19 protein-coding genes are annotated in these 22,844 nt (G+C 28.5%); 11 read left to right on the top strand and 8 right to left on the bottom strand.

Annotated elements, in window-relative coordinates:
* Nucleotides 1-46: 46 nt before the first annotated feature.
* From OD91_RS07125 to OD91_RS07105, 5 genes are read left to right on the top strand one after another with little or no spacing between them, the layout of a single operon-like run.
* On the top strand, nt 47-1,063 hold the full coding sequence (locus OD91_RS07125; RefSeq protein ID WP_144895697.1) for a sugar phosphate nucleotidyltransferase: 1,017 nt from the start codon (nt 47-49) through the stop codon (nt 1,061-1,063).
* The gene (locus OD91_RS07120; protein ID WP_144895696.1) at nt 1,041-2,054 is read left to right on the top strand and encodes a lipopolysaccharide assembly protein LapB; all 1,014 of its coding nucleotides are present in this window, start codon (nt 1,041-1,043) and stop codon (nt 2,052-2,054) included. The genes OD91_RS07125 and OD91_RS07120 overlap by 23 nt, the downstream gene beginning before the upstream one ends.
* 3 nt (nt 2,055-2,057) lie before the next feature.
* Nucleotides 2,058-2,828, top strand: a complete 771-nt coding sequence (locus OD91_RS07115) for a DUF4292 domain-containing protein (RefSeq protein ID WP_144895695.1) — start codon at nt 2,058-2,060, stop codon at nt 2,826-2,828.
* Nucleotides 2,828-4,045 carry a murein hydrolase activator EnvC gene (locus OD91_RS07110; RefSeq protein ID WP_144895694.1) on the top strand — a complete coding sequence of 406 codons (1,218 nt, stop codon included), beginning with the start codon at nt 2,828-2,830 and terminating at the stop codon, nt 4,043-4,045. Before OD91_RS07115 ends, OD91_RS07110 begins: the two co-directional genes overlap by 1 nt.
* A gap of 19 nt (nt 4,046-4,064) precedes the next feature.
* Nucleotides 4,065-5,105, top strand: coding sequence for an AI-2E family transporter (locus tag OD91_RS07105; RefSeq protein ID WP_144895693.1), 1,041 nt, complete (start codon nt 4,065-4,067; stop codon nt 5,103-5,105).
* 1 nt (nt 5,106) lies between these two features.
* Here OD91_RS07105 and OD91_RS07100 read toward each other — a convergent pair whose 3' ends face one another.
* The 3 genes from OD91_RS07100 to OD91_RS07090 all read right to left on the bottom strand — a co-directional run bounded on the left by OD91_RS07100 (nt 5,107) and on the right by OD91_RS07090 (nt 7,103).
* Nucleotides 5,107-5,604, bottom strand: coding sequence for a mechanosensitive ion channel family protein (locus OD91_RS07100; protein ID WP_144895692.1), 498 nt, complete (start codon nt 5,602-5,604; stop codon nt 5,107-5,109).
* A 10-nt stretch (nt 5,605-5,614) separates the two neighbouring features.
* Nucleotides 5,615-6,124 (bottom strand): acyl-CoA thioesterase, encoded by a 510-nt coding sequence (locus OD91_RS07095; RefSeq protein WP_144895691.1) that lies wholly within the window; start codon nt 6,122-6,124, stop codon nt 5,615-5,617.
* A 67-nt stretch (nt 6,125-6,191) separates the two neighbouring features.
* Entirely contained in the window at nt 6,192-7,103 is a 912-nt protein-coding gene (locus tag OD91_RS07090) for an SPOR domain-containing protein (protein WP_144895690.1), read from the bottom strand.
* Between the two features lie 135 nt (nt 7,104-7,238).
* Here OD91_RS07090 and OD91_RS07085 point away from each other — a divergent pair, with 135 nt between their 5' ends.
* The 3 genes from OD91_RS07085 (at nt 7,239) to dprA (ending at nt 12,504) form a co-directional block, all read left to right on the top strand.
* Nucleotides 7,239-8,768 carry a 7TM diverse intracellular signaling domain-containing protein gene (locus OD91_RS07085; RefSeq protein ID WP_144895689.1) on the top strand — a complete coding sequence of 510 codons (1,530 nt, stop codon included), beginning with the start codon at nt 7,239-7,241 and terminating at the stop codon, nt 8,766-8,768.
* A gap of 99 nt (nt 8,769-8,867) precedes the next feature.
* A complete protein-coding gene (locus OD91_RS07080) occupies nt 8,868-11,351 on the top strand; it encodes a T9SS type A sorting domain-containing protein (RefSeq protein ID WP_144895688.1) in 2,484 nt (827 codons plus the stop codon).
* A 52-nt stretch (nt 11,352-11,403) separates the two neighbouring features.
* Nucleotides 11,404-12,504: a DNA-processing protein DprA gene (dprA, locus tag OD91_RS07075; protein ID WP_144895687.1), complete on the top strand. Its 1,101-nt coding sequence runs from the start codon at nt 11,404-11,406 to the stop codon at nt 12,502-12,504.
* Here dprA and OD91_RS07070 read toward each other — a convergent pair.
* Nucleotides 12,497-13,213: a DUF6503 family protein gene (locus tag OD91_RS07070; protein WP_144895686.1), complete on the bottom strand. Its 717-nt coding sequence runs from the start codon at nt 13,211-13,213 to the stop codon at nt 12,497-12,499. The genes dprA and OD91_RS07070 overlap by 8 nt on opposite strands.
* A gap of 125 nt (nt 13,214-13,338) precedes the next feature.
* Between OD91_RS07070 and OD91_RS07065 the strand changes: the two genes are divergently transcribed.
* Nucleotides 13,339-14,397: a hypothetical protein gene (locus tag OD91_RS07065; RefSeq protein WP_144895685.1), complete on the top strand. Its 1,059-nt coding sequence runs from the start codon at nt 13,339-13,341 to the stop codon at nt 14,395-14,397.
* Here the strand turns inward: OD91_RS07065 and OD91_RS07060 are convergent, their stop codons facing one another.
* Together OD91_RS07060 and mfd are read right to left on the bottom strand one after the other, a co-directional pair.
* A complete protein-coding gene (locus OD91_RS07060) occupies nt 14,398-15,258 on the bottom strand; it encodes a DMT family transporter (protein ID WP_144895684.1) in 861 nt (286 codons plus the stop codon).
* On the bottom strand, nt 15,258-18,638 hold the full coding sequence (gene mfd, locus OD91_RS07055; RefSeq protein WP_144895683.1) for a transcription-repair coupling factor: 3,381 nt from the start codon (nt 18,636-18,638) through the stop codon (nt 15,258-15,260). Before mfd ends, OD91_RS07060 begins: the two co-directional genes overlap by 1 nt.
* Nucleotides 18,639-18,759: 121 nt before the next feature.
* Here mfd and OD91_RS07050 point away from each other — a divergent pair, with 121 nt between their 5' ends.
* The gene (locus OD91_RS07050; protein ID WP_144895682.1) at nt 18,760-19,359 is read left to right on the top strand and encodes a porin family protein; all 600 of its coding nucleotides are present in this window, start codon (nt 18,760-18,762) and stop codon (nt 19,357-19,359) included.
* Here OD91_RS07050 and OD91_RS07045 read toward each other — a convergent pair.
* Together OD91_RS07045 and OD91_RS07040 are read right to left on the bottom strand one after the other, a co-directional pair.
* Entirely contained in the window at nt 19,356-19,829 is a 474-nt protein-coding gene (locus OD91_RS07045) for a thioredoxin fold domain-containing protein (protein WP_144895681.1), read from the bottom strand. The genes OD91_RS07050 and OD91_RS07045 overlap by 4 nt on opposite strands.
* 9 nt (nt 19,830-19,838) lie before the next feature.
* The gene (locus OD91_RS07040; RefSeq protein ID WP_144895680.1) at nt 19,839-22,082 is read right to left on the bottom strand and encodes a TonB-dependent receptor; all 2,244 of its coding nucleotides are present in this window, start codon (nt 22,080-22,082) and stop codon (nt 19,839-19,841) included.
* A gap of 104 nt (nt 22,083-22,186) precedes the next feature.
* Between OD91_RS07040 and OD91_RS07035 the strand changes: the two genes are divergently transcribed.
* Nucleotides 22,187-22,843, top strand: coding sequence for a metal-dependent transcriptional regulator (locus tag OD91_RS07035; RefSeq protein ID WP_144895679.1), 657 nt, complete (start codon nt 22,187-22,189; stop codon nt 22,841-22,843).
* The last annotated feature ends 1 nt before the right edge of the window (nt 22,844 follow it).

The following is a 22,844-nucleotide window of genomic DNA, read 5'->3' as shown; positions in this document are numbered from 1 at the left end:
CTTTATTAATACTATATTGCAGCTTTAAAATTATAAAAAAATATTGATGAAAATAATTGTTCCAATGGCAGGAATTGGGTCTCGTTTAAGACCACATACATTAACAATTCCAAAACCATTAACTGTAATAGCAGGTAAACCAATTGTACAACGTTTAGTAGAAAATATTGCAAGTGTTGTCAATCAAACTATAGAAGAAATAGCTTTTATTATTGGTCCAGCAGCAAAAGGATTTCCAGCAAATACCACTAAAAAATTATTAGCAATTGCAAAAACTTTAGGCGCAAAAGGTTCGGTGTATGTACAGGAAGAAGCTTTAGGTACTGCTCATGCAATTCATTGTGCAAAAGAATCGTTAAGTGGTCCTTGTGTGGTTGCTTTTGCAGATACTTTATTTAAAGCAGATTTCACATTGGATGCCAATGCAGATGGTGCTATTTGGGTGAAGCAAGTTGATGATCCAAGTGCTTTTGGAGTGGTAAAATTACAAGATGGAATTATTACTAATTTTGTAGAGAAACCTAAAGACTTTGTGTCGGATTTAGCCATTATTGGGATTTATTATTTTAAAGATGGTGAGAAAGTAAAAGAAGAAATTCAGTATTTACTAGATAATGATTTAAGAGAAAATGGAGAATATCAATTAACGAATGTACTTGAATCACTAAAAAAGCAAGGAGCACAGTTTATTCCTGGAAAAGTTTCTGCATGGATGGATTGTGGAAAAAAAGATCCAACGGTAGATACGAACAAACAAGTGTTAGGGTTTGAGCATGCAGATGGAAATAATCTGGTAGCAGAAAATGTGGTATTAGAAAATTCTGAAATTATACAACCATGTTATGTGGGAGAAAATGTAGTTTTAAAGAACACTAAAATTGGGCCTTATGTATCAATTGGCACAAATAGTGTAGTAGAAGATTCAATTATTGTGAATTCATTAATTCAGGATAATGTTGAAATATCTAATGCTAATTTAGATAATGCTATGATTGGAAATCATGCAAAATATAACGGAAATTATACATCAGTAAGTATAGGTGATTATACAGAACTTACATAAAAATTTTATAGAGAAAAGAAAAGAGAGAAGAGAAAGTAGTTTACTTCTTAAAGCTGTGCTTTCTTTCTTCTTTCTTCTTTCTTCTTTCTTCTTTTTTGCTCAAGATAGCATTCCTACTGTAGTGGATCTTTCTGAGAAAAAAAACCTAGAATTTCAAGACTATTTTTTTAAGGCTTTATCAGAAAAAGCGATTAATAATCATCAAAAAGCAATTGAAAATTTAGACAATTGCAATGAAATAATTCCGAATAATAAAGCTGTTTTATTCGAGTTATCTAAAAATTACTTTAAACTTAATAAAAATTTTGAGGCGTTAGAGTTTGCTAATAAAAGTTTAGAAAAAGATTCAGAAAACATTTGGTTGTTAGAGCATTTAGTAGCTATTCATAAAAAAGGTAGAAACTTTAATGATGCCATTAGAGTTCAAAAGAAGATTGCTTTAAAGCACCCAAAGAAAAAACAACAACTGGTTTTTTTATATTTAATGAATTCTAATCATGTAGATGCGAAGAAAATATTGAATGAATTGGAAGATTCAAAAATGTTAACTTCTAGATTAAGGCGTATTAAAGAGAATCTTAATAGATCAAATAACCAACCTAAAACTGAAATAGTAAAAAAAGAGAATACAGTAAAAACATTGGCGAGTTTAGAAAGTCAATTTAAATCTGATAAAAATTATTCACTTTTAAAACAACTTTTAGAAAAATCGTTTATAGAAAACAAACAAGTTTTACTTAAGTATAGCCAAGAAGGTTTAGAGCTTTTTCCAGCTCAACCGTATGTTTATTTAATGAACGGGAGTGCTTTAAACAATAAGAAATCACATCAAAAAGCATTAGATGTTTTACAAAATGGTATCGATTTTGTAATAGATGATACTAATTTAGAGGCTAAGTTTTATTTAGAAATAGCAAATGCTTATAAAGGGTTGGGAAATAAAATAGAAGAAAACAAGTTTAAAAATAAAGCTAAAAAGTTAATAAAGTAAGTGATGAAACTTTTAAAATATTTAGTAATTATTGCTGTAGTTTTTACTTCTTGTAAAGCAAAAAAAGATCTTGTTGGTACAGATTCTGGAGTTAAAAAATTATCAGTAAAAAAAGTAGTAAAAAATCATCTTGCTGCTAATTTTAATAAAAAAACTGTCGATGCAAATCTTAAAGTAAATTATAAAAATCCAAAGCAAAGTATTGGTTTTTCCTTGAGAATGAAAATTAAAAAAGATGAGGTAATTTGGTTAAAAGGGACTAAGTTTATTACTGTTTTTAAGGCAAAAATCACACCCACAAAAGTGAGTTATTATTCGCCTTATAAAAAGGATTATTTTGAAGGTGATTTTTCTATGTTAAAAAAAATATTAGGTGTTGATGTTAATTTTAATCAATTACAAAATATGTTATTGGGTCAGGCAATGGCAGATTTAGAAAATGAAAAACAAACTGTTGAAGCTGTAGAAAATGTTTATGTAGTATCGCCAAAAAATCAAAACAATTTATTTGAGGCTTTTTTTCATATCAATCCTATAAATTATAAGTTGAAAAATCAATCAATTCTTGGAACTATTAAAAATCAAGAATTAACGATATCATATCCAGGTTATTTTGATAAAGACAATACTTTTTTTCCAAGTAAAATGTTTATCAAGGCTTCAGACGATACTAAAACTACAACATTTGATATAAATGTGAGATCTGTGGTTTACGATACAGATTTAAGTATGCCTTTTAGAATTCCTTCCGGTTATAAAAAGTTACAGTTTTAATGAAAAATATTCGGTTTTTCATATCTGTTTTCCTTTTTCTATGTATTGCTTTATCTATAAATGCTCAAACTAGAAAACAGTTAGAAAGTCAACGAAAAAAGCTAAAAACTGAAATTAAAAAAGTTAACAAACTTCTTTTTGAAACGATAAAAAAAGAGAAAAATGCATTAAATGACTTACAGGATTTAAATCAGAAAATTAATGTAAGAAATAGATTGATAAGAACTATAAATCTTGAAGCAAAAGTTTTATCAAACGAGATAAAAACTACAGAAAAAGAAATCCAAAAACTCACTAAAAACCTAGAAGTATTAAAAGCTGATTATGCTGATATGATTTTTAAATCATACAAGAGCAAATCGCAACAAAGTAAGACTATGTTTTTGTTATCATCGCAGAACTTTCATCAGGCTTATAAAAGGCTACAGTATATGAAACAATATACTTCTTTTAGAAAAAAGCAAGGTGAAGAAATTGCAATAAAAACAGATGATGTAAGAAGTTTAAAAGATTCTTTGGTGTATCAAAAACAGTTAAAAGTTACATTAATTTTATCTGAAAAAGAGCAGAAAAATAGTATTGTAGAAGATAAGAAGCAGCAAGAAGTGTTAATTTCTACCATTAAGAAAAAAGAGAAAAAATTTAAAAGAGAATTACAAAATAAATTAAAAGAAGAAAAAAAGGTAGCTGCTAAAATTGATAAACTAATTAGAGATGCTATTGCGCTTTCTAATAAGAAAAGAAAAGCTGGGGTAAAAAAATCTAAAGGATTTAATTTAACACCAGAAGCAAAAGCATTAGCAGGAAAATTTGAGCAAAATAAAGGAAGATTGCCTTGGCCAGTTGAAGAGGGTTTAATTACTAGAAAATTTGGTATACAAGCGCATCCAACAATTGGAGGAATTACAATAAATAGTACAGGTTTACACATAGCAACTAAAAAAGCAGCAAAAGCAGAAAGCATTTTTAATGGAAAAGTTTTTGAAATTTTATTGACAGCTGATGGTCATAAAAATGTTTTAATACAACATGGTAATTATATTACTGCTTATAATAATTTAGAAAAAACCTATGTAAAAAAAGGTGATAAAGTAATTACAGGACAAACTATTGGCGATGTTTTTACTAATAAAGTTACTGGTAAAACCAAACTTATTTTTGTGTTGTATAAAAACACAAAACGTTTAAATCCATCTGATTGGATATTAAAACGATAGCTTTTCTTATCTTTAAAAAATGAAAAATATCACAAACTTTATTATTGTAACTATTGCAATTATTACGGCTTTAATTGTGGGAAAAGGGATTCTAATTCCGTTTATTTTTGCACTTATTTTTTGGTTTTTAACAAGAGAAATTAGAAAAACAATTTATAAAATTCCTTTCTCTAAACGGTTTATTCCTAAATGGTTAAGTAATGTTTTTGTTTTTACATTAATTATTTTAGCCTTCGGTTTTATTTCTGGAATTATTACTTCTAGCATAACCGACCTTACAGAGTCGTATAGCAGGTATGAACCCAATATTGAAAAGATTATTAATAATTTAGGTGCTTATTTTCATGTAGATATTATTAAATCTGTAAAGTCAGTTATTGGAGATTTTAATTATGGATCTTTTTTAGGGAGTATTGCAAACGGTATTAGCGGTATTTTGGGTGATACTTTTATGATTATAATTTATGCTCTTTTTATCATTTTAGAAGAAGGAAGTTTTATTAAAAAATTAAGAAAGATTTTTATAAAAGATAACCAGTATAACAATGTAAAAGGGATGTTAGATAAAATAGAAAATTCCATATCTAATTATTTAAGATTGAAAACTTATATGAGTTTATTAACTGGAATATTAAGTTATATAGCGTTAATAATTGTAGGTGTAGATTCTGCACCTTTTTGGGCTTTTTTAATTTTTCTATTAAATTATATTCCAACTATTGGATCGTTAATTGCAACATTATTTCCGGCGATTTTCAGCTTAATTCAGTTTGGAGAGTTTTCACCATTCATCATTGTTTTATTAGCTGTTGGTTTAGTTCAAGTGATAGTAGGTAATATTATTGAGCCTAGAGTTTTTGGAAAATCATTGAATTTAAGTCCTTTAGTCACTATTTTATCTTTAACTATTTGGGGAGCAATTTGGGGAGTTACTGGAATGATTTTATCAGTTCCAATTACGGTGATACTGATGATTATTTTCTCTCAAATAGAAAAAACACGCTCAATAGCAATGATACTTTCTGAAAGTGGTGAAATAGAAGCGTTAGAGAAAAAGTAAACTAAGATTTGTATTTTATTGTTTTTTGAAGAATTACAGAATTGGGTATCGTAATTAACTCTTCAGTGTCAGTTTTTAACGTGATAAAAAAAGCACCAATATCCTTTATTTCTCCAGTAATACTATTGTCTTTTTCCATGATGGTTACTACATCTCCAATTTTTACTGGATAACTAATAAATAAGATTAATCCTGCTGTAATATTCGATAAAATTGACCATTGCGCAAAAAGTGCAATCCCTAAAACTGTTAAAAAAGAAGAAATAAATAATAGTAATTCGTTTTTATTTACACCCCAAATAAATGATATAACAACTATTGCTGTTATATAAACTATAATAGAAAAAACTTTTTTTGCAACAACAAATCTTGCTTTCTGAAAACCTAATTTTTTATAAATTCTCTTTAGAGAAAAAAGAATGATAAATCGAACTAGAACGGTAGAAAGAATTACAATTAATGTTTGAATTATTTTATAATTATTTAAATCAAAGTCCATAGTTATTCATTTAATTAAAGAGAGCTTTTAATTCAGTAGCTTCGTTAGGATTTAGTTTACCTGCTAAAATTAAACTTAATTGTTTTCTTCTTAAAGCTCCTTCATATCGTTCTTTTTCTAGATCGGTTTCTGGATTTACTTGAGCAATCTTAATAGGTTTCCCAGTTTCATCTACAGCAACAAAAGTATAAATACCTTCATTTACCTTAGTTTTTTCGCCAGACTGTCTGTCTTCAATCCAAACATCCACATAAATTTCCATAGAAGAATTAAAAGCTCTGGAAACCTTTGCTTCAATAGTCACCACACTTCCAACTGGAACGGTTTTATTAAAAGCAACATGATTTACTGATGCAGTAACTACAATTCTTCTTGAATGTCTTCTAGCTGCGATACTACAAGCTCTATCCATTCTAGCTAGTAATTCGCCACCAAAAAGATTATCTAAATAGTTTGTTTCTCCAGGTAAAACTAAGTCGGTTAAAACTGCTAAAGATTCGTTAGGTGTTTTTGCTCTCATTAAAAGAAATATTTTGAGCAAAGATAAGTATTAGTTAAGTAAAGGAATTCGGAAAAAAGTTAAAAGACTACATTGCTTTTTTAATTAATAACCATGCATCTTCGGAAATAGTATCCTGAATTCTATACAAATTATTGGTAGCTTCACTTCTGGTTGAATAACTACTAAAAGCAACTTGTGTTAAGCCCCATTTGTTTTTACCAATAATACTGGCTTTATAACCTTTCGCTTTTAATTGTTTTAATTTTTTTGTAGCGTTTTCTGGAAACTGAAAAGCACCAGCTATAATGTGAAAAGATTTTGGCTGCTCTTTTGAAACATTTAAATTGATAGTTGGAAGCGGATTTGAAATTACAAACGTTGCCGATTGAATTTTCTTTTCTAATGCAGCTTCTTCTTTAGCTAAATGCTGTTTTTGTTGTAAATCATTTTGATACCCTTTCCATCCCAATGTGCCAACGGTTAATAAAATTGCTGCTGTTGCCGCATATTTAATAAAAGCAGGAACTCTTTTTCTTTCTTCTTTTTCTACTGGAATAATTGGAATCACTTTTTCTTTAAATCGTGTAACTGCTGAAGAATTAACAGCTGCTAAACCAAAAGAATCAGTTAAATAATTAATCGTAGTATTAGGTTCAAAAATCAGTTGTTTTTTATCATTTAAAGATAATGTACCAACAGAGTCAATTTCTACAGTTTCTGACACTAATTTTTGTTCCCAACTAGTAATTGTTTTAGAAATTGAATTTAATGCATCATCAAAAGAAATATTCTCAACTTCAGCAATATAATTTGCCAATAAACCGTCATTATGTTTTAAATGACTGTTAAAAGAAATTTGTTTTGTTGGCGGATAAAATTGTTGCTTATTTTTATGAAGTTGTGCACTAATCTTATTGGTTACAAAACCTCCAAAATTAGGAATAATAACACATTCATGTCTGTATAATAAATCGTTGATGTAGTTGGCTAATGTCATTATAACAAATATAAAAATTTATGTAAAAGAAATAAAGTTTATGGTCGAATACTTATTCACAATTTTGTAAACTGCTTATTTACAATTGTTTTTGTAATTTTATCAAAAGGTTTATAAAAAAAACTGGTCTAAGAAATGCGTAAAATCCTCCTTATAATTATCTTTTTTTCATTAAAAAGTTTTGCTTTTCAAGACACACTTTTCGTTTCTACTGAAAACACAAACGTTAATTTAACTAAAAGCACTTCTTTTTTTACTTCTGAAGAAGATATTTTATTAGAAGATTTTGCTGAAATTGATTTTATTACCAATAAATCTAGTAAAGATTTTTTTTACTTCGATTTTAATCAAAAAACAATCTTATTAAAATTTATTATTAAAAATATATCTAAAAAAGAGAATACATACTTTTTAAGATTTTCTAATGCGTTAATTTATGAAATTGAGTTATATAAAAAAGATAATTTAGGATTAAATATTGTTGATTCAACAGGGATAAAGTATCCTTTTCTTAAAAGAAAAGAGAAAAACAGAAACTTTGTAATTCCAATACAAATGAAAGAAAAAGAAGCATCCACTTTTTTAATAAAATTTAATAAAGCAAAAGGTAGACCGTTGGTGACAAACATAATATTATTGGATGATAATTCGTACAATAACACAAGTTTTAAAGAATATATTTTAATTGGTGTTTATGTTGGTTTAAGTCTTATTTGTGTTTTAATAAGTATTTGCTTGTTAATAGTTTTAAAAGATAAAATGTATTTGTTTTATGCTTTATATGTGCTTTTTTTAGGGTTGTTTATTGTTTCTTATTCTGGTGTTTTCCAACAAGTAATTTTAGATGGTCATGCAGTTTTGAATAAGTATAAACACTATGTGGTTTTTAGTGAAATTGCATTGATTTTATTTGTATTGTTTTCTCAACATTTTTTAGATGCTAAAAAGTATCAGCCAAAGTTGTATAAAACGTTATTATGGGTATTAGGAGTTGCAGTTTTTTTAAGAATCTTACTCCACTTTTTCTTTAATGAATTGTTTGCAGGCTTCATACCAATATTTATGAAAATATGGTACACTATTCATTTATTCGGCACTATAATAATAGCTTATCAAATCATAACAATCTATAAAAAAAATAAGTTAAAACATGGCCTTTTTGCATTTGCGTATTTAAGTATGATTTTAGGTGCGGTAATTTCTGTTTTATACCATAGTGGTGGTTTTGTAAACGGAATGATTAATAATCTACCAATACTACTTTATTCTTCTTTTATAGAAATTGTATTAATTACCATTGCATTAGTTTTAATGGTGAAAAATATAATATATGAAAAAGAACAACTAGTAGATTCAGTAATTAAAGAGAAACAAAAAAATTTAACAGATGCTATTGTTTTAAACAACAAAAGTAAAGTGTATTTAAATTCTTTAAAGTATATAAAATCTGATGGAAATTACATTGAGTTTCATATTGAAGAGAAGAAAATTGTTGACAGAAATAAATTAAAAACTTTACAAGAAACTTTACCTTCTAATTTTGTTCGCATACATAAGTCTTATATTATTAATAAAAATTATATAAAAACAACGAATAGTAATTCGATAATCTTACATACTGATATAGTAATTCCTTTATCTAGGCATTATAAGAAGAACTTGTAATGTATTTCATGCTGTTTTATGTGTTGCTTATCACAATTTTTTGCGAGAGATTTTTCTAAAAAATATATTTAGTGTATCAACACATAAAATTTATTTATCATGAAAAAAGTACAACTATTCCTTAGTTTATTGTTTTTTACTCATTGCTTGTTTTCTCAAACAAACGGATGGTATCAATATTCGCAACCCAAGAAAATTTACGACATGAAGTATGACAGTGTAGGAAATCTACATTGTGGCACCGATATGGGGTATGTAAAGTTAGATAATACTCTTAAAGTAGTAGATTTTAAAAATTTGACTTCGCAAACTTTCCCTGTGGGAAAACTTGAACAAATTGCAATAAACTCTTCAAATAATAATTTGCTGTATGCCATTACAGATCGTAAAAATATATTAGAAATTAATTTAACTACAAATGAAATTAAATATCCTTTATTTAATGAAACTTTAGAAGATTTTACTAATAATAATTTTGATCATACTAAAATCTATTGGGCTAAAAATGGTACGCTATATATTTTTGGTGGAAGTAAAAAATTTTATCAAACGTTAGAGAATGGGGTATTAAGTGCTAAAAAAGATATTGATTTTATACCTACATCAATAATAGAAAATAAAGACGGTACAAAAGTATATTTCGCTAGCGCTACAAAAGGTCTGTGGGTATTAGATTTTGCAAATGATTCTTGGGTAAATTATACAAAAGATAATTCTGGGTTAAACAATAACGGTTTAACAGATTTAGGACTAGATGCTAATGATGTTTTATACATTACTAGTTATGGGGGTTTATGTTCATTGAATAATGGTGTTTTTACCAAATATGAAAAACTACAACCTAATTCTACATTAAACTATCCATGTTTTCAGGTTGATATACATCCTAATAATAATGAAGTAGTCGTAAGAACATCAACAAATAATTCTGCCAGTCACCAAGGATTTACAAGGATTGAATTAGCGAATAACACTTGGTCAATTTTTAAACAAGATGATACTAATTGTGTGAATAAAAATACGATGGATCATTCAATTTATAATGCTGATGGATCTAAAATTTTGGCTATAGAAAGTTTTCAAGGATTTAATCTTGCAAAAAACATGGTTTTTGATTACAAAAATAATACCTGTTCAGAAATTGATTTTAATTATTTAGATGCAGAAAATATAAATTCATATTCAAATTTTAATACAAGACCAGGAAAAGCTTCTGGTACAATCGATGTTGGTTTTACCAATAATAAAGGGTTTAATATTTTAAATGTACATATCGCGCCTCATCAACAACAATTTGCAAACCTAACACTGCCAATTCCAAATCCAGTAAGCACATTTCAATATGATGTATTAACTCATAAAGACAAATTTTTAGTCACAAACAATAAAAAAGAAATACAAAAAGTAGATAAAGATAATAGTGTAACTACAATAGAAAACTTTAATGCAGGCTCTTTAATTAAAACAAAAAAAGGAGGCTTTTCTATAACAGAAAAAGCCCAGTTTGTATATAGCGAGTTTGTTGGTAGTGATAGAAAAATATTTTATAAAGAATGTGATTTTTCTGAGAACACTTGTAGTGAGTCAACAGAGATGTTTGCTAATGATCGAAATTTAACAAGCAATGTTACATTTAGTTGTCAAGAAACTTCTGATACAGAATTAGTTTGTGGAGTTATTAAAAAAAACAACTCAGGCGAAAATGCAATAAAAATAATAAAACTTGATAAAGCGACTAGAAATGGCACACCAGTTTTAGAAACATTAATCTCAGAAATAGTTACAAATATTGTAAGAGATATTGCATTTTTAGATGATACACGCTCAGATGGTGTAAACAATCCAAAAGCCCATATAATTAGTGATAATGGGGAAAGAATTGCAAGTATAAGTCAAACAAGTAATGAACCTGTTAAGTTTTTTTACAGTGCTGATAAAAATAAGGATGGAGAAGTAGATTCTTTAGAAGAGGTTGATGATAAATGGGTAGACGATGAAATTTATGATGATGCTGGAGTTTTTTTTAATAGTATTGTTGGAATTTTTAGGATTCATGATGATAATCTAGCTTCAAATGATGCTTTAAAACATTTAAGAAAAAGATTTGGGCATTATTTAGCACATGAAGATGGTACTGTGGGTAACAGAATAAAAAACTCTAATGCAGATGAAGTACTAAAAACAAAAAATATTACAGGGTCTGAATTCAATAATTTACCAAGCGATTTTAAAATTTATAAAATGGTAGTTATTGGCTATTCAAATTATAAATATGCCACTTTTATGAATACAAATTATGGCTTGTTATTTAAACCAGAAATAGATTATAACAGTATTCTAAATATTGAAGTAGAACAACTTTTAACAAGTAAAGTTTCTGTTCATCCAAATCCTACTAGAAATAGAGTAATTATTTCTGGAGTTGAGGTTGGAGAGTTATCTCTTTTAGATTTAAACGGCAGAAAAATTAGAGTATCTAAAGCTAAAAATTTAGATATTTCAGGAGTTTCTAAAGGAGTTTATTTGGTGCATATTAAAACTAAAAACAATAAAAATATCAGCAAAAAAATTATTGTACAGTAGGTAACTTTGTCATAAGAACCTTTTTGTATCTTGTGTGTTGATATTTCATGATATGCAAAAAGAAAAGTTGCTTGCTGTTTTAAGACTGCAAAGAAGTAAGGCCGTGGGCGATATTTTGGCTAAAAAGTTAATTGCTAAAGTTGGAGATGTAGAACAAATTTTTAAAGAAAAACCTACTACGTTACAAAAGATAAATGGAATCGGTTCTCATGTAACGAATCATTTATTTGATACTAAAAATTTACAAGAAGCAGAAAAAGAACTCAATTATATTCAAGATAATAAAATTGATTATTCTTACTTTTTAGAAGACGATTACCCAGTCAATTTACAGCACTGTATTGATGCTCCAATTTTGTTTTTTAAAGATGGAAATATCGATTTTTCCAATCAGAAAATAATATCGATTGTTGGTACAAGAAATATAACATCTTATGGACGCGATTTTTGTAATCAACTTATTGAAGATTTAACAGAACATAATCCAATTATTGTAAGTGGATTTGCTTATGGAGTTGATATTTGTGCGCACAAAGCTGCAATAAAAAACAAATTACAAACTTTTGCAGTCTTGGCTCATGGTTTTGATCAAATCTATCCGAAGGTTCATAAAAAGTATATCAATCAAGTTAATGAAAAAGGTGGTTTTATTACTGAATTTTGGAGTGAAGAACAACCTTTACGTGAAAATTTTTTAAAGAGAAATAGAATTGTTGCAGGAATATCAAAAGCTACAATTATTATAGAATCTGCAGAAAAAGGAGGTTCGTTAGTTACTGCAGATATTGCAAATTCTTACAGCAAAGATGTCTTTGCTGTACCTGGAAGAACAACAGATATTTATAGTAAGGGTTGTAATAGTTTAATTAAAAATAATAAAGCACATTTGCTAACTTCAGCTTCCGATATTATTAAAATGTTGAATTGGGATGTGTCGAAAGCATCTATTCCTAGACAAAAAGAATTATTTGTAAGTCTTACAGAAAAAGAACAAAAAATTTATAACTACTTACAAAAAACTGGCAAACAAATCTTGGATATTATTTCTTTAGAAACTACAATTCCTATGTGCCAATTATCATCTATTTTATTGCAAATGGAACTAAAAGGTGTTATAAAACCACTACCAGGAAAGGTTTTTGAAGCTACTTAAGTTCTTTTACAAAGATGTCTGAACCAAGGTATTCATTTTTTAAATTTAACCAATGATGAAAGCGTGAGAAATTTACATCAACAATATTAAAAACTCCATCAAAGATTACTCTTTGCCCTTCTCTTCCAGAATTTTCTGGATACATAATTTCTAATCCTAAAAATTGATAATCTGATTTTGAAAAAAATAAATTTAAGGATTTAGAAAATATAGGTTTTTGTAATTCTATAGATAATTTAAAAGCTTTTTTAGAATTGAAATCAACAACAACTACGTTATCATTAAGATCAAATTTTTCGTTTTTCAATGACATAGGAAGTAAAGAAAAGGTTTGATAAAACCTTCTATAATTTGAATTTCTTTTAGGTTGTAATCTGTATTTTTTTATTAATAAAGAATCTTTTTCAATTTTATCATCTAAAAAAGTTATAGCATCCCCATTTTTATCAATTTTATGTGTTGAAATATGTGTATCTCTATTTCTTTGTAATTCAAATTCACCTGTTGAGTTATTAAGAGTTACAATAGACAATCTTTCAGGATTATTTATTCTTGGTTCTTGAATTCGAAGTTTAAATTTTAAACTTTTTAAATTGTTATAAGGGTCGTGTTTTTTTATACTTTTTTCTAAGATTTGTTTACTTGTTAATGATGGTTTTTGATTACATCCAAAGAAAATAATCAGCAAAAAAAAGAAAAAACGTGTCATAGTATTAGTAGTTTCGAGTTCTAAACCTAGAAAAAACTAGAAGAAATATTTTTAAAATTATGTTAAATAAAATGTTAAATGTTATTGAACAAATTATTATTACTTTTGACAATATACCTAGATAAATGTCGTCAGAAGAAAAATTAATGTCTAAAAAGAAACCAGCATTTCCTTTGAATGAAATGTTGAATATCTATTTAAAAGAATATAATAGAGATATAAAAATCCCTATTTTCTATGACGATTTATTACGTTTTCAAGGGTCAATTACAGTGTATGATAAAAATGATAAAGACACACTTTGGATACGAACGTATTACTCAGAATTTGATCGTATAGAAATTGATTTAAGTCTTAAAAAAATCTATACCATTTTGCATTCTAACGGAAATGAAGATACTATTCCATTTCTAAATGTAGATGCTATTGATTATTGTACGTTCGGAAATTCTAAGCCTTTTCGTATTAAAATCAGGAATATTTTAAACGATAATTTCACATATTTTTATGTAAAAAAAACTGATGCTTCACGTGTTTACGGATTGGAGTTAGAACATATGTTATCACCATATAATTTGAATTTTTTAGTCTATAAAGACACTTTAATTGAAGAGCATATTGCAGGAATTCCTGGAGACGATTTTATAAAAGATTTTTTACCAAAATGTACATCTTCCGAGCAAGCACAATTAGCTAAGGAGTTTGTGAAATTTAATGAGCGTTCAATGATTCGTTTGTTAGGTGATATGCGTTCGTATAACTATGTTGTTGTTCCAACGCATGATTTTGATCATATAGTTTATAAAATTAGAGCGATTGATTTTGATCAGCAATGTTTTGAAGGAAAGCTAAAAGTATACAACCTTCAGTTTTTTAAAGAGAACTATAAAATGGTAAAAATGGTTACTGAAAGACTGCAAGAAAACTCGGTAGATCAGTACAAAATTGAAGAACGTTCTATTGTTGCAAAACGAATGATTAGTTTTCAAGATCGAATAGAAGAATTGATAGAATGTATGAAAAATGATAGTATTTCTTATCCAGAAAATATTGAGCAATTAAAAAGTGAAGTAGGAAATTACACCAATGATTTAGCATTTAAAAAATGTAATAATATGGGAGAAATATTAGAAACAATTTTAGATTTTGTAAAGCGTAATTATTTAGATATTAGTACCAAATAATTATTGATTTTTACTTCTTAAACTTTCAATAATAACTGTTGCTAAAATTAATGCACCTCCAATATAGGTATTCATAGAAGGAATTTCACTCAAGAAAAAGAAGGCTAAAATAATTCCGAAGATAGGTTGTAAACTACTTATAATACTAGCTGTTGCAGCAGAAAAGAACTTTAAAGAATGTAGCATTAAACTATGGCCAATTGCTGTGGTTAATAAAGCTAAGAGTAGTAAATACGGTAATTGACTTTTCACATTCGATAAATCCATAAAAAATAATGTAGGAATCAATAGCACGCTAATAATTACAACTTGATAAAACATTAACATTGTTCCGTTGTAATTAGCAACTTGTTTCTTTAAAATCAAAATTCTTATTGCGTAACAAAAAGCTGAAAAAACACCGAAAAGAATACCTTTTGTATGGGTACTTTCGATATTAAAACTTGGCGTTAAAATATATAATCCTGCCAAAACCATTAATCCTAATAAAATATAAATTGGATTAAATTTCACTTTTAAAAAGATTGGCTCTAAGAGTGCAATAATAATAGGGAATGTATATAAAGATAAAATACCAAGTGCTACATTAGAAAGTTTTAACGCATAAAAATAGGTAACCCAATGCGCAGCCATAAAAATGCCGCCAAGTAAAAATGGGCCGTAGTCTTTTCTTTTTTTAATGCTTAAATCGATATTTTTATACCTGCAATAAGCATATAAGAAAAGCATCGCAAAAAAAGATCTAAACCAAATAATTACTTCTGTGGGCATGTCAATATATCGCCCTAAAACACCTGAAGTACTTATAAAAAGTGTTCCTAAAAGTAAACCAGAAAGATTTTTTAAGTGCGAGTTTTCCATTAGATTTTCTCTAAAATATTAAATGCAGTTTTTACAGAATCTATTTTTATAAAGGTAATTAATAGACGCAAACCATTTTTAGTTTGTTTCTCTTTCATCACACAACTTTTAGAATTTCGCTGAACGTATTGCAGCATTTTTGTAAAATGTACCGATTGATAAAATGCACTTTGTTGATCGGAAACAAAATACCCAATCATTCTTTTTTGTTTTAAAATGATTTTTTCTAAACCTAGTTTTTTTGCCAACCATTTTATTCTAACCGAATATAAAAGATCTTTCACTTCATTCGGAATTTCACCAAAACGATCCACTAAATTTTGTTCAAAAACCAATAATTCTTCTTCGGTTTTAAGACTTCCTAAATTGTTATATAAACTCAATCTTTCTGAGATTGAATTCACATAATTATCAGGAAAAAGAATCTCAAAATCAGTATCAATAGTTACTTCTTTTACAAACTCTTTTGGTTTTTTAACTTCGGATGAGTACAATTCTTTAAACTCATTTTCTTTTAACTCTTCAATAGCTTCTTGTAGTATTTTCTGATAGGTATCAAACCCAATGTCATTAATAAATCCGCTTTGTTCACCACCTAATAAATCTCCAGCACCACGAATTTCTAAATCTTTCATGGCAATGTTAATTCCGCTACCTAAATCAGAAAATAACTCTAAAGCAGTAATTCGTTTTCTTGCATCATCCGTCATCATATGATACGGCGGCGTAATAAAATAACAGAATGCTTTTTTGTTAGAACGCCCAACTCTACCACGCATTTGATGCAAATCCGACAAGCCAAAATTATTGGCATTATTGATGAAGATTGTGTTGGCATTTGGTACATCCAATCCACTTTCTACAATTGTGGTCGAGACCAAAACATCAAACTCATTATTCATAAAACCAAGCATTAAACCTTCTAGTTTTTTGCCTTCCATTTGTCCGTGACCAATACCAATTTTTGCACTCGGCAACAAACGTTGTAATAAGCCAGCAACTTCTTTTATGTTTTCAATTCTATTATGGATAAAAAATACTTGACCGCCTCTAGAAATCTCATAAGAAATAGCATCTCTAATGGTTTCTTCAGAAAAACGAATCACGTTTGTTTCGATAGGATGACGATTTGGTGGCGGTGTTTTTATGACCGATAAATCACGCGCAGCCATCAAACTAAATTGTAAGGTTCTTGGGATTGGCGTTGCAGTTAACGTTAGCGTATCAACATTTTCTTTGATGGTTTTTAATTTGTCTTTTACGGCAACTCCAAACTTTTGTTCCTCATCAATCACCAAAAGACCTAAATCTTTAAATTTTATACGTTGATTTGTAAGTTGATGTGTACCAATAATAATATCAACTTCACCGCTATTTACGCCATCAATTGCTGTTGTTTTTTGTTTTGCAGTTCTAAAACGATTTAAATAATCTATTTTGATGGGAAAGCCTTTTAAACGCTCAGAAAAAGTTTTGAAATGTTGAAAAGCTAAAATGGTTGTTGGTACTAAAATAGCTACTTGTTTTCCGTTATCAACGGCTTTAAAAGCAGCTCTTACAGCAACTTCTGTTTTCCCAAAACCAACATCTCCACAAACCAATCGATCCATGGGTTGCTCTTTTTCCATATCCGTTTTTACATCCTGCGTAGCAGAAAATTGATCAGGCGTATCTTCGTACATAAAACTACCTTCCAACTCGTGTTGCATGTGCGTATCTGGACCAAAAGCAAATCCTTTTTGGAGTTTTCTTTTAGCGTATAATTGAATTAAATTAAACGCAATATGTTTAACTCTAGCTTTGGTTTTTTGTTTGATTTTTTTCCAAGCTCCAGAACCAAGTTTGTAAATTTTTGGAGGCTTTCCGTCTTTTCCGTTGAATTTAGAAACCTTGTGAAGCGAGTGAATACTTACATATAAAATATCTCGATCTCCATAAATTAGTTTGATGGCTTCTTGCTTTTTGCCTTCTACATCAATTTTTTGTAAGCCGCCAAATTTTCCAATTCCATGATCGATATGCGTTACATAATCGCCAATTTGAAGATTGTTTAATTCTTTTAATGTGATGGATTGCTTTTTAGCATATCCGTTTTTTAAACGAAATTTATGATAACGCTCAAAAATTTGATGATCGGTATAGCAAACTATTTTTTCATCAAGATCTATAAATCCTTGATATAAAGGAAAAATTACCGTTTGATAGCTTACTTCTTTTTCTAAATCTTCAAAAATATCATCAAAACGTTGTGCTTGTTTTTCGTTGGCACAAAAAATGTAATTGGTAAAATTAGCATTAGAAAACTCGTTAAAGTTTTGCGTTAGTAACTCAAACTTTTTATTAAATGAAGGTTGAGGTTTTGTATCGAAAGAAATAATTTTGTCATTCCGAACTTGTTTCGGAATCTCATTCTGTTGAGACGCTGAACTAGTTTCAGCGTGACGCGTAGCACCAAAATGAGCAACAGTAAAATCACTCAATTGATTTTTTATAAAATCACCATTACAAAATAAATCTTCGGGTTTTGCATGTTTTATTTCTGAAGATAATTCGGTAAAAGAAGTTTCTGCTTTTGCATAAAATTTATCTAATAGATCTGTAAGTAAATCAACATTTTTAGCAAAAATTCTAGTTTTTGATGAGATGTATTTTAGAAAACTTTCTCTTCGTTCTAGCAAAGATTTGTTTTCTACATTAGACATAATGTTTACTTTCTTCAACTTCTCTAAAGAAAGTTGGGTCTCTACATCAAAAGTTCTAATGCTATCAATTTCATCACCAAAAAACTCAATTCTAAATGGTTCATCATTTGAGAAAGAAAAAACATCTATTATTCCACCTCTCACGGAAAACTCTCCAGGTTCGGTAACAAAATCTACTCGGTTAAATTGATATTCGAATAAAACTTCGTTTACAAAATCGAGAGATAAATTATCGGCAATACTAATTTTTAGTGTATTTTTTTCAAGTTCTTTTTTAGTAACTACTTTTTCAAATAACGCTGTTGGATAGGTAACAATTACCGCAGGTTTTTTTCTGGAATTAATTCTGTTTAAAACTTCCGAACGTAATAACACATTAGCATTATTAGTTTCTTCTATTTGATAAGGTCTTCTGTAAGAACCCGGATAAAACAACACGTTTTTATCGCCTAATAATTGCTCTAAATCATTTAAATAATAGGCAGCTTCTTCCTTATCATTAAAAATTAATAAGTAAGGTTTTTCTATGGCTTTAAAAGTTTCTGAAATAACAAAAGACAACGAAGAACCGACCAAATTCGTAATCTGAAATTGGTTTTGTTCTTGTTGAAGTTGGTCTAAAACCTGCTTTGTCTTTGCAGATTTTTGGTATGAATTGACAATTGTCTGCGTATTCAACGGAAAAAATATTTGTGCAAAAATAAATTCTTAATTTGAAATTATCCTTTTAATTCTAATAAAAAACAATATTTTTGGTGAAATATAGTTAATTAACCAAGTAACTAATAGGACTATCTACATGATTAAAAGCTTCGGGGGAAAGCTAGGTATTGGCTTTATGTTCTTTTTATTGAGTGTTGGCATCATTTATTCTCAAAATGAGGAAAGTAAATGGACAGCAGGGTATAGTTTGGCTATGGTAAAGTTTAACGACGAAGATGCTAAGATTATTGGCGAAAATTTCAATTTTCAGACTACAAAAATAAACGTTTCAAGGTATTTTTCTAAAGGATTAATTTTAGATGCAGGATTCTCTTTAAGTTTAATTGATAGAATTGAAGGTTTTTACGGCAACGCTTTTTCTTACTTTTCTATTGATGGGGCTATTCGGTACGATTTTAACAATTCTAACGAAAATTTTGTGCCTTATATAGGAATTGGTGGAAGCCTTGTTGGAGCGCCGAGTACCATACCTGGTTCTAAATTAACGAACACATACAATTTTATTTCTGGTGCAACATTCTGGTTTCACCAACATATAGGGATGAACACACAATTTACCTATAAACTTTCTCCAGCCGAATATCAAAGTATGAAATCTCATGCCCAAGTTTCTGTAGGTTTTGTCTATAGTTTTGGTTCTAGAGTCTTAGAAAGAAGACTTTGGGATAGAGATTAATTGAAAGATTTTAAAAACCTAGTCATCTTCTTACTATTTATATAGCCATCAACTTGTAAATCAATTTCAAATTTATTATTTAAAATAGTTGTTGTTGGGTAACTGATTCTACCATTTTTTAATGCGAGTTCTTTTGCTAATTCATGAATGCCTGAACTTCCATTAGATTTAAAAACAAATGTTTTTCCTAAAAAAGTAATCGATTCTTTTTGCTCAGCATTTAGTGTTACAAAGTAAAAGTTGTCATTTAAAAGTTGAATTACTTTTTCGTTTTTAAAAGTTGTTTTTTTCATTCCATGACAAAATTTACACCAATCTGTATAGATAAACACTACCAATGTTTTTGGGTTTTGCTGATGCAATTTTTCAACCTCAGAAAATGTATGAACTTTTAATTCAATATTTTTATTTTGGGCGTTTAAGGTTAAACATCCAAAGAAAAGCAGAAAAAGAAGTATGTTTTTTTTCATCAATCAAATTTAAAATAAAGTATAACGTACACCTAAAAACGCTCTAATACCTTGATTGGATGCATATACATAACTTGGATCAAAAGCCAATTCTGGATTTTGTTCTGTATCCACACCAACATCAAAAGGATTATTTGAACTATTAATACTATTGGCTGCAGGTGTAAAGTTTAGCAAGTTTTTTACACCACCATAAACTTCCCAACTATTAGAAAACTTTTTTGTTAATTGTATATTCTGAACGCTAAACCAAGGAGAAAATTCTGCTCTTTTATCTTTATCACCTAATAAAGGCAAACGCATTGGACCGTATAAATTACCAGTGTAATCTATTTTAAAATTAGTATTAAATTTATAAGAAATAGACCAAACTCCGCTAAAACTTTCGGTTAATAATTGTCTCGTTTTTATGTTGTTTTCGGTAACTGAAACATCCATTAAAGTAGCGCCTGCACTAATTGCTAATCCATTTGTAAAGATGATATCTGTATTTAAAGAAATTCCTTTAGAAACGGAATGTCCGTCTAAATTTGCATAAATAATTTTGTTAAAATCAGTTTCGTAATCAGGTAAAATCCTATTATCAAAATAAGTGTAAAAAGCACTTGCATCAAAAGTAATAAAGGAATTTTCGGTATTTATTTTTTTTACAAAATTGATGTTGGCATTCCATGAAGTTTCTGGCTGTAAATCGCCTTCAAATTCAACTTCACGAGCACCAGTTAAGGCTGCATGATCTTCTGTAAAAACATTGGCAACTCTAAATCCGTTACCGATACTTGCTCTAAAAATGTTAGAATTATCCTTAGAATTCCACTTATAATTTATCCTTGGAGAAAAAATACTTCCGTGGTTGTTATTATAATCCCAACGAGCGCCAAGTAATAATTTTTTTCTCTTGCTTAAACTGATTTCATCCTGAATAAAAACTCCAGGTAAATGGGTAACTGAAGGATTATTTGTAATACCATCATTTAGAAAAGTAGCAAAAGTATTATCATCATAAAAAGTATATCTATACGCTAAACCGATTAATAAATCGTGATTTTGTTTTACTTGCTTGCTGTAAACAAATTGTCCAAAAGCAATTAATTGTTCGGCGTCATAAGCATCCATTCCGTAAAAAGAATCTTGATAATGTCCGTTGGCGCTAAATTGAAAATTGATGTTTTCTGAAGTTGGTAATTGATAAGTTCCAAAAGTTTCCCAACGGTTTGTATAAATACTTTCTCCATATTTAATATCAGAACCTCTGTATTTTTTTTGCCAATCTAATTCGCCACCCCAACGATCTTCATACACATATCTTCCAGCAATTGTAAATACTTTATTACTTTCTCTTTCGATGTTTATTTTGTTAAAAATCGAGATTCGGTTTTGTAACGTTAAATCAGTAAAATTGTCATTATTATTATCGATTCTATTCTGAAAATTAAAATAGTTAACACCCAACAAACCTTGTGTTTTTTCAGAGATTTTGTATCGTAAACCAATATCTGTATTCACTTCTCCCCAAGAACTTGCAAAAACATCTGTTGCTAATTTTGGAGCGTTTGTAGGTTTTTTGGTGATGATATTAATGATACCTCCAACAGCTTCAGAACCATATAAAGTAGAAGCTGGTCCTTTAACAACTTCAACTCTTTCTATTAAGGCTTGTGGAATTCCAGTTAAACCATATACAGTAGAAAGTCCGCTGACAATAGGCATTCCGTCAATTAATACAAACGTATAAGGACCTTCTAAACCGTTGATATGAATATCACCAGTATTACATACGTTACAATTTAATTGTGGGCGAACTCCATTTACATTTTGCATGGATTCAAAAATAGAAGGCGTAGGATTTTTCTTAAAAAAAGACTTGCTGTAAATTTCTACAGGAACAGGACTTGCTGCTTTTTTAACTGGTCTTAAAGTTCCTGAAATTACAATTTCATCTAAAGAATTGTCTTGTGAAAGAGAAATGTTTTTTATGAGTTTCTGATTATTTTTTAGGTTGATGTTTAGTGATTTGGTTTTATAACCAATACTACTAATTATCATTGTGTAATTTCCGTTAGGTATATTTTTTAAACTGTAAAATCCTTGATCATTTGAAGATGTTCCTATTTTGGTTTTCTTCAAATAAACATTCACATATGGTAATTCTTCACCGTTACTAGAAATCTTACCAGAAACAGTATTTTGTTGAGCAAATAGAATAGAACTGCTCAATAAAATTAACCATAAAAAATATTTTTTCAACATCATATAATCATCAATATTTACGCAAATATAAATAAATTTTTAGACAAGGCTAAAAATTTATTTTAAATAAACTTAAAAGTGTATATTTGCGTATCTAAAAAAAGAAAATGTTTTCGCAATCCGAAGAAAATTATTTAAAAGCAATCTATCATTTAGATGCTGTTTCCGATAAAGGAATTAGCACCAATGCTATTGCGGAAAAACTTTCTACAAAAGCTTCTTCTGTTACCGATATGATTAAAAAACTATCTGATAAAAAGGTAATTGTTTATAAAAAATATCATGGTGTAACATTAACGGAATTTGGTAAAAAAACAGCTGCTAATATTGTAAGAAAACATCGATTATGGGAAGTTTTTTTAGTTGATAAATTAAACTTTTCTTGGGATGAAGTACATGATGTTGCAGAACAATTAGAACATATTAAATCTCCTAAACTAATTAATGAATTGGATTCTTTTTTAGGATTTCCGAAGAAAGATCCACATGGAGATCCAATTCCAGATAACGAAGGAAATTATAATAAGATTGAAAAAAGTTTACTGTCAACTTTACAAGAAAACGAAAGTGGAATTTGTGTTGGCGTAAAAGATTCGTCATCAGAATTTTTACAGTTTTTAGATCGACAAGAAATTCAGTTAGGAAAAAAAATCACACTGATTTCTAAAGAACCTTTTGATGATTCATTAGAGATAAAAATAGGGGATAAGCAATTATCAATATCAAACAAAATAGCGAATAATTTATTCATACAAAAAGCATAAA

Origin of the sequence: Lutibacter sp. Hel_I_33_5 (assembly GCF_007827455.1) — a bacterium.
Classification (GTDB): Bacteria; Bacteroidota; Bacteroidia; order Flavobacteriales; family Flavobacteriaceae; genus Polaribacter.
The sequence above is the reverse complement of the archived record's forward strand: the minus strand, read 5'-3'. Positions and strand labels throughout refer to the sequence as shown.

What these genes read in the sequence shown, in the direction of transcription:
- OD91_RS07050 (WP_144895682.1), top strand. Translation starts at nt 18,760, where the DNA reads ATGATTAAAAGCTTCGGGGGAAAGCTAGGTATTGGCTTTATGTTCTTT.
- OD91_RS07060 (WP_144895684.1), bottom strand. Translation starts at nt 15,258, where the DNA reads ATGGAAAACTCGCACTTAAAAAATCTTTCTGGTTTACTTTTAGGAACA.
- OD91_RS07090 (WP_144895690.1), bottom strand. Translation starts at nt 7,103, where the DNA reads ATGACATTAGCCAACTACATCAACGATTTATTATACAGACATGAATGT.
- OD91_RS07080 (WP_144895688.1), top strand. Translation starts at nt 8,868, where the DNA reads ATGAAAAAAGTACAACTATTCCTTAGTTTATTGTTTTTTACTCATTGC.
- OD91_RS07040 (WP_144895680.1), bottom strand. Translation starts at nt 22,082, where the DNA reads ATGATGTTGAAAAAATATTTTTTATGGTTAATTTTATTGAGCAGTTCT.
- OD91_RS07035 (WP_144895679.1), top strand. Translation starts at nt 22,187, where the DNA reads ATGTTTTCGCAATCCGAAGAAAATTATTTAAAAGCAATCTATCATTTA.
- OD91_RS07070 (WP_144895686.1), bottom strand. Translation starts at nt 13,213, where the DNA reads ATGACACGTTTTTTCTTTTTTTTGCTGATTATTTTCTTTGGATGTAAT.
- OD91_RS07085 (WP_144895689.1), top strand. Translation starts at nt 7,239, where the DNA reads ATGCGTAAAATCCTCCTTATAATTATCTTTTTTTCATTAAAAAGTTTT.
- OD91_RS07045 (WP_144895681.1), bottom strand. Translation starts at nt 19,829, where the DNA reads ATGAAAAAAAACATACTTCTTTTTCTGCTTTTCTTTGGATGTTTAACC.
- OD91_RS07125 (WP_144895697.1), top strand. Translation starts at nt 47, where the DNA reads ATGAAAATAATTGTTCCAATGGCAGGAATTGGGTCTCGTTTAAGACCA.
- OD91_RS07095 (WP_144895691.1), bottom strand. Translation starts at nt 6,124, where the DNA reads ATGAGAGCAAAAACACCTAACGAATCTTTAGCAGTTTTAACCGACTTA.
- OD91_RS07065 (WP_144895685.1), top strand. Translation starts at nt 13,339, where the DNA reads ATGTCGTCAGAAGAAAAATTAATGTCTAAAAAGAAACCAGCATTTCCT.
- OD91_RS07115 (WP_144895695.1), top strand. Translation starts at nt 2,058, where the DNA reads ATGAAACTTTTAAAATATTTAGTAATTATTGCTGTAGTTTTTACTTCT.
- OD91_RS07105 (WP_144895693.1), top strand. Translation starts at nt 4,065, where the DNA reads ATGAAAAATATCACAAACTTTATTATTGTAACTATTGCAATTATTACG.
- OD91_RS07110 (WP_144895694.1), top strand. Translation starts at nt 2,828, where the DNA reads ATGAAAAATATTCGGTTTTTCATATCTGTTTTCCTTTTTCTATGTATT.
- dprA (WP_144895687.1), top strand. Translation starts at nt 11,404, where the DNA reads ATGCAAAAAGAAAAGTTGCTTGCTGTTTTAAGACTGCAAAGAAGTAAG.
- OD91_RS07100 (WP_144895692.1), bottom strand. Translation starts at nt 5,604, where the DNA reads ATGGACTTTGATTTAAATAATTATAAAATAATTCAAACATTAATTGTA.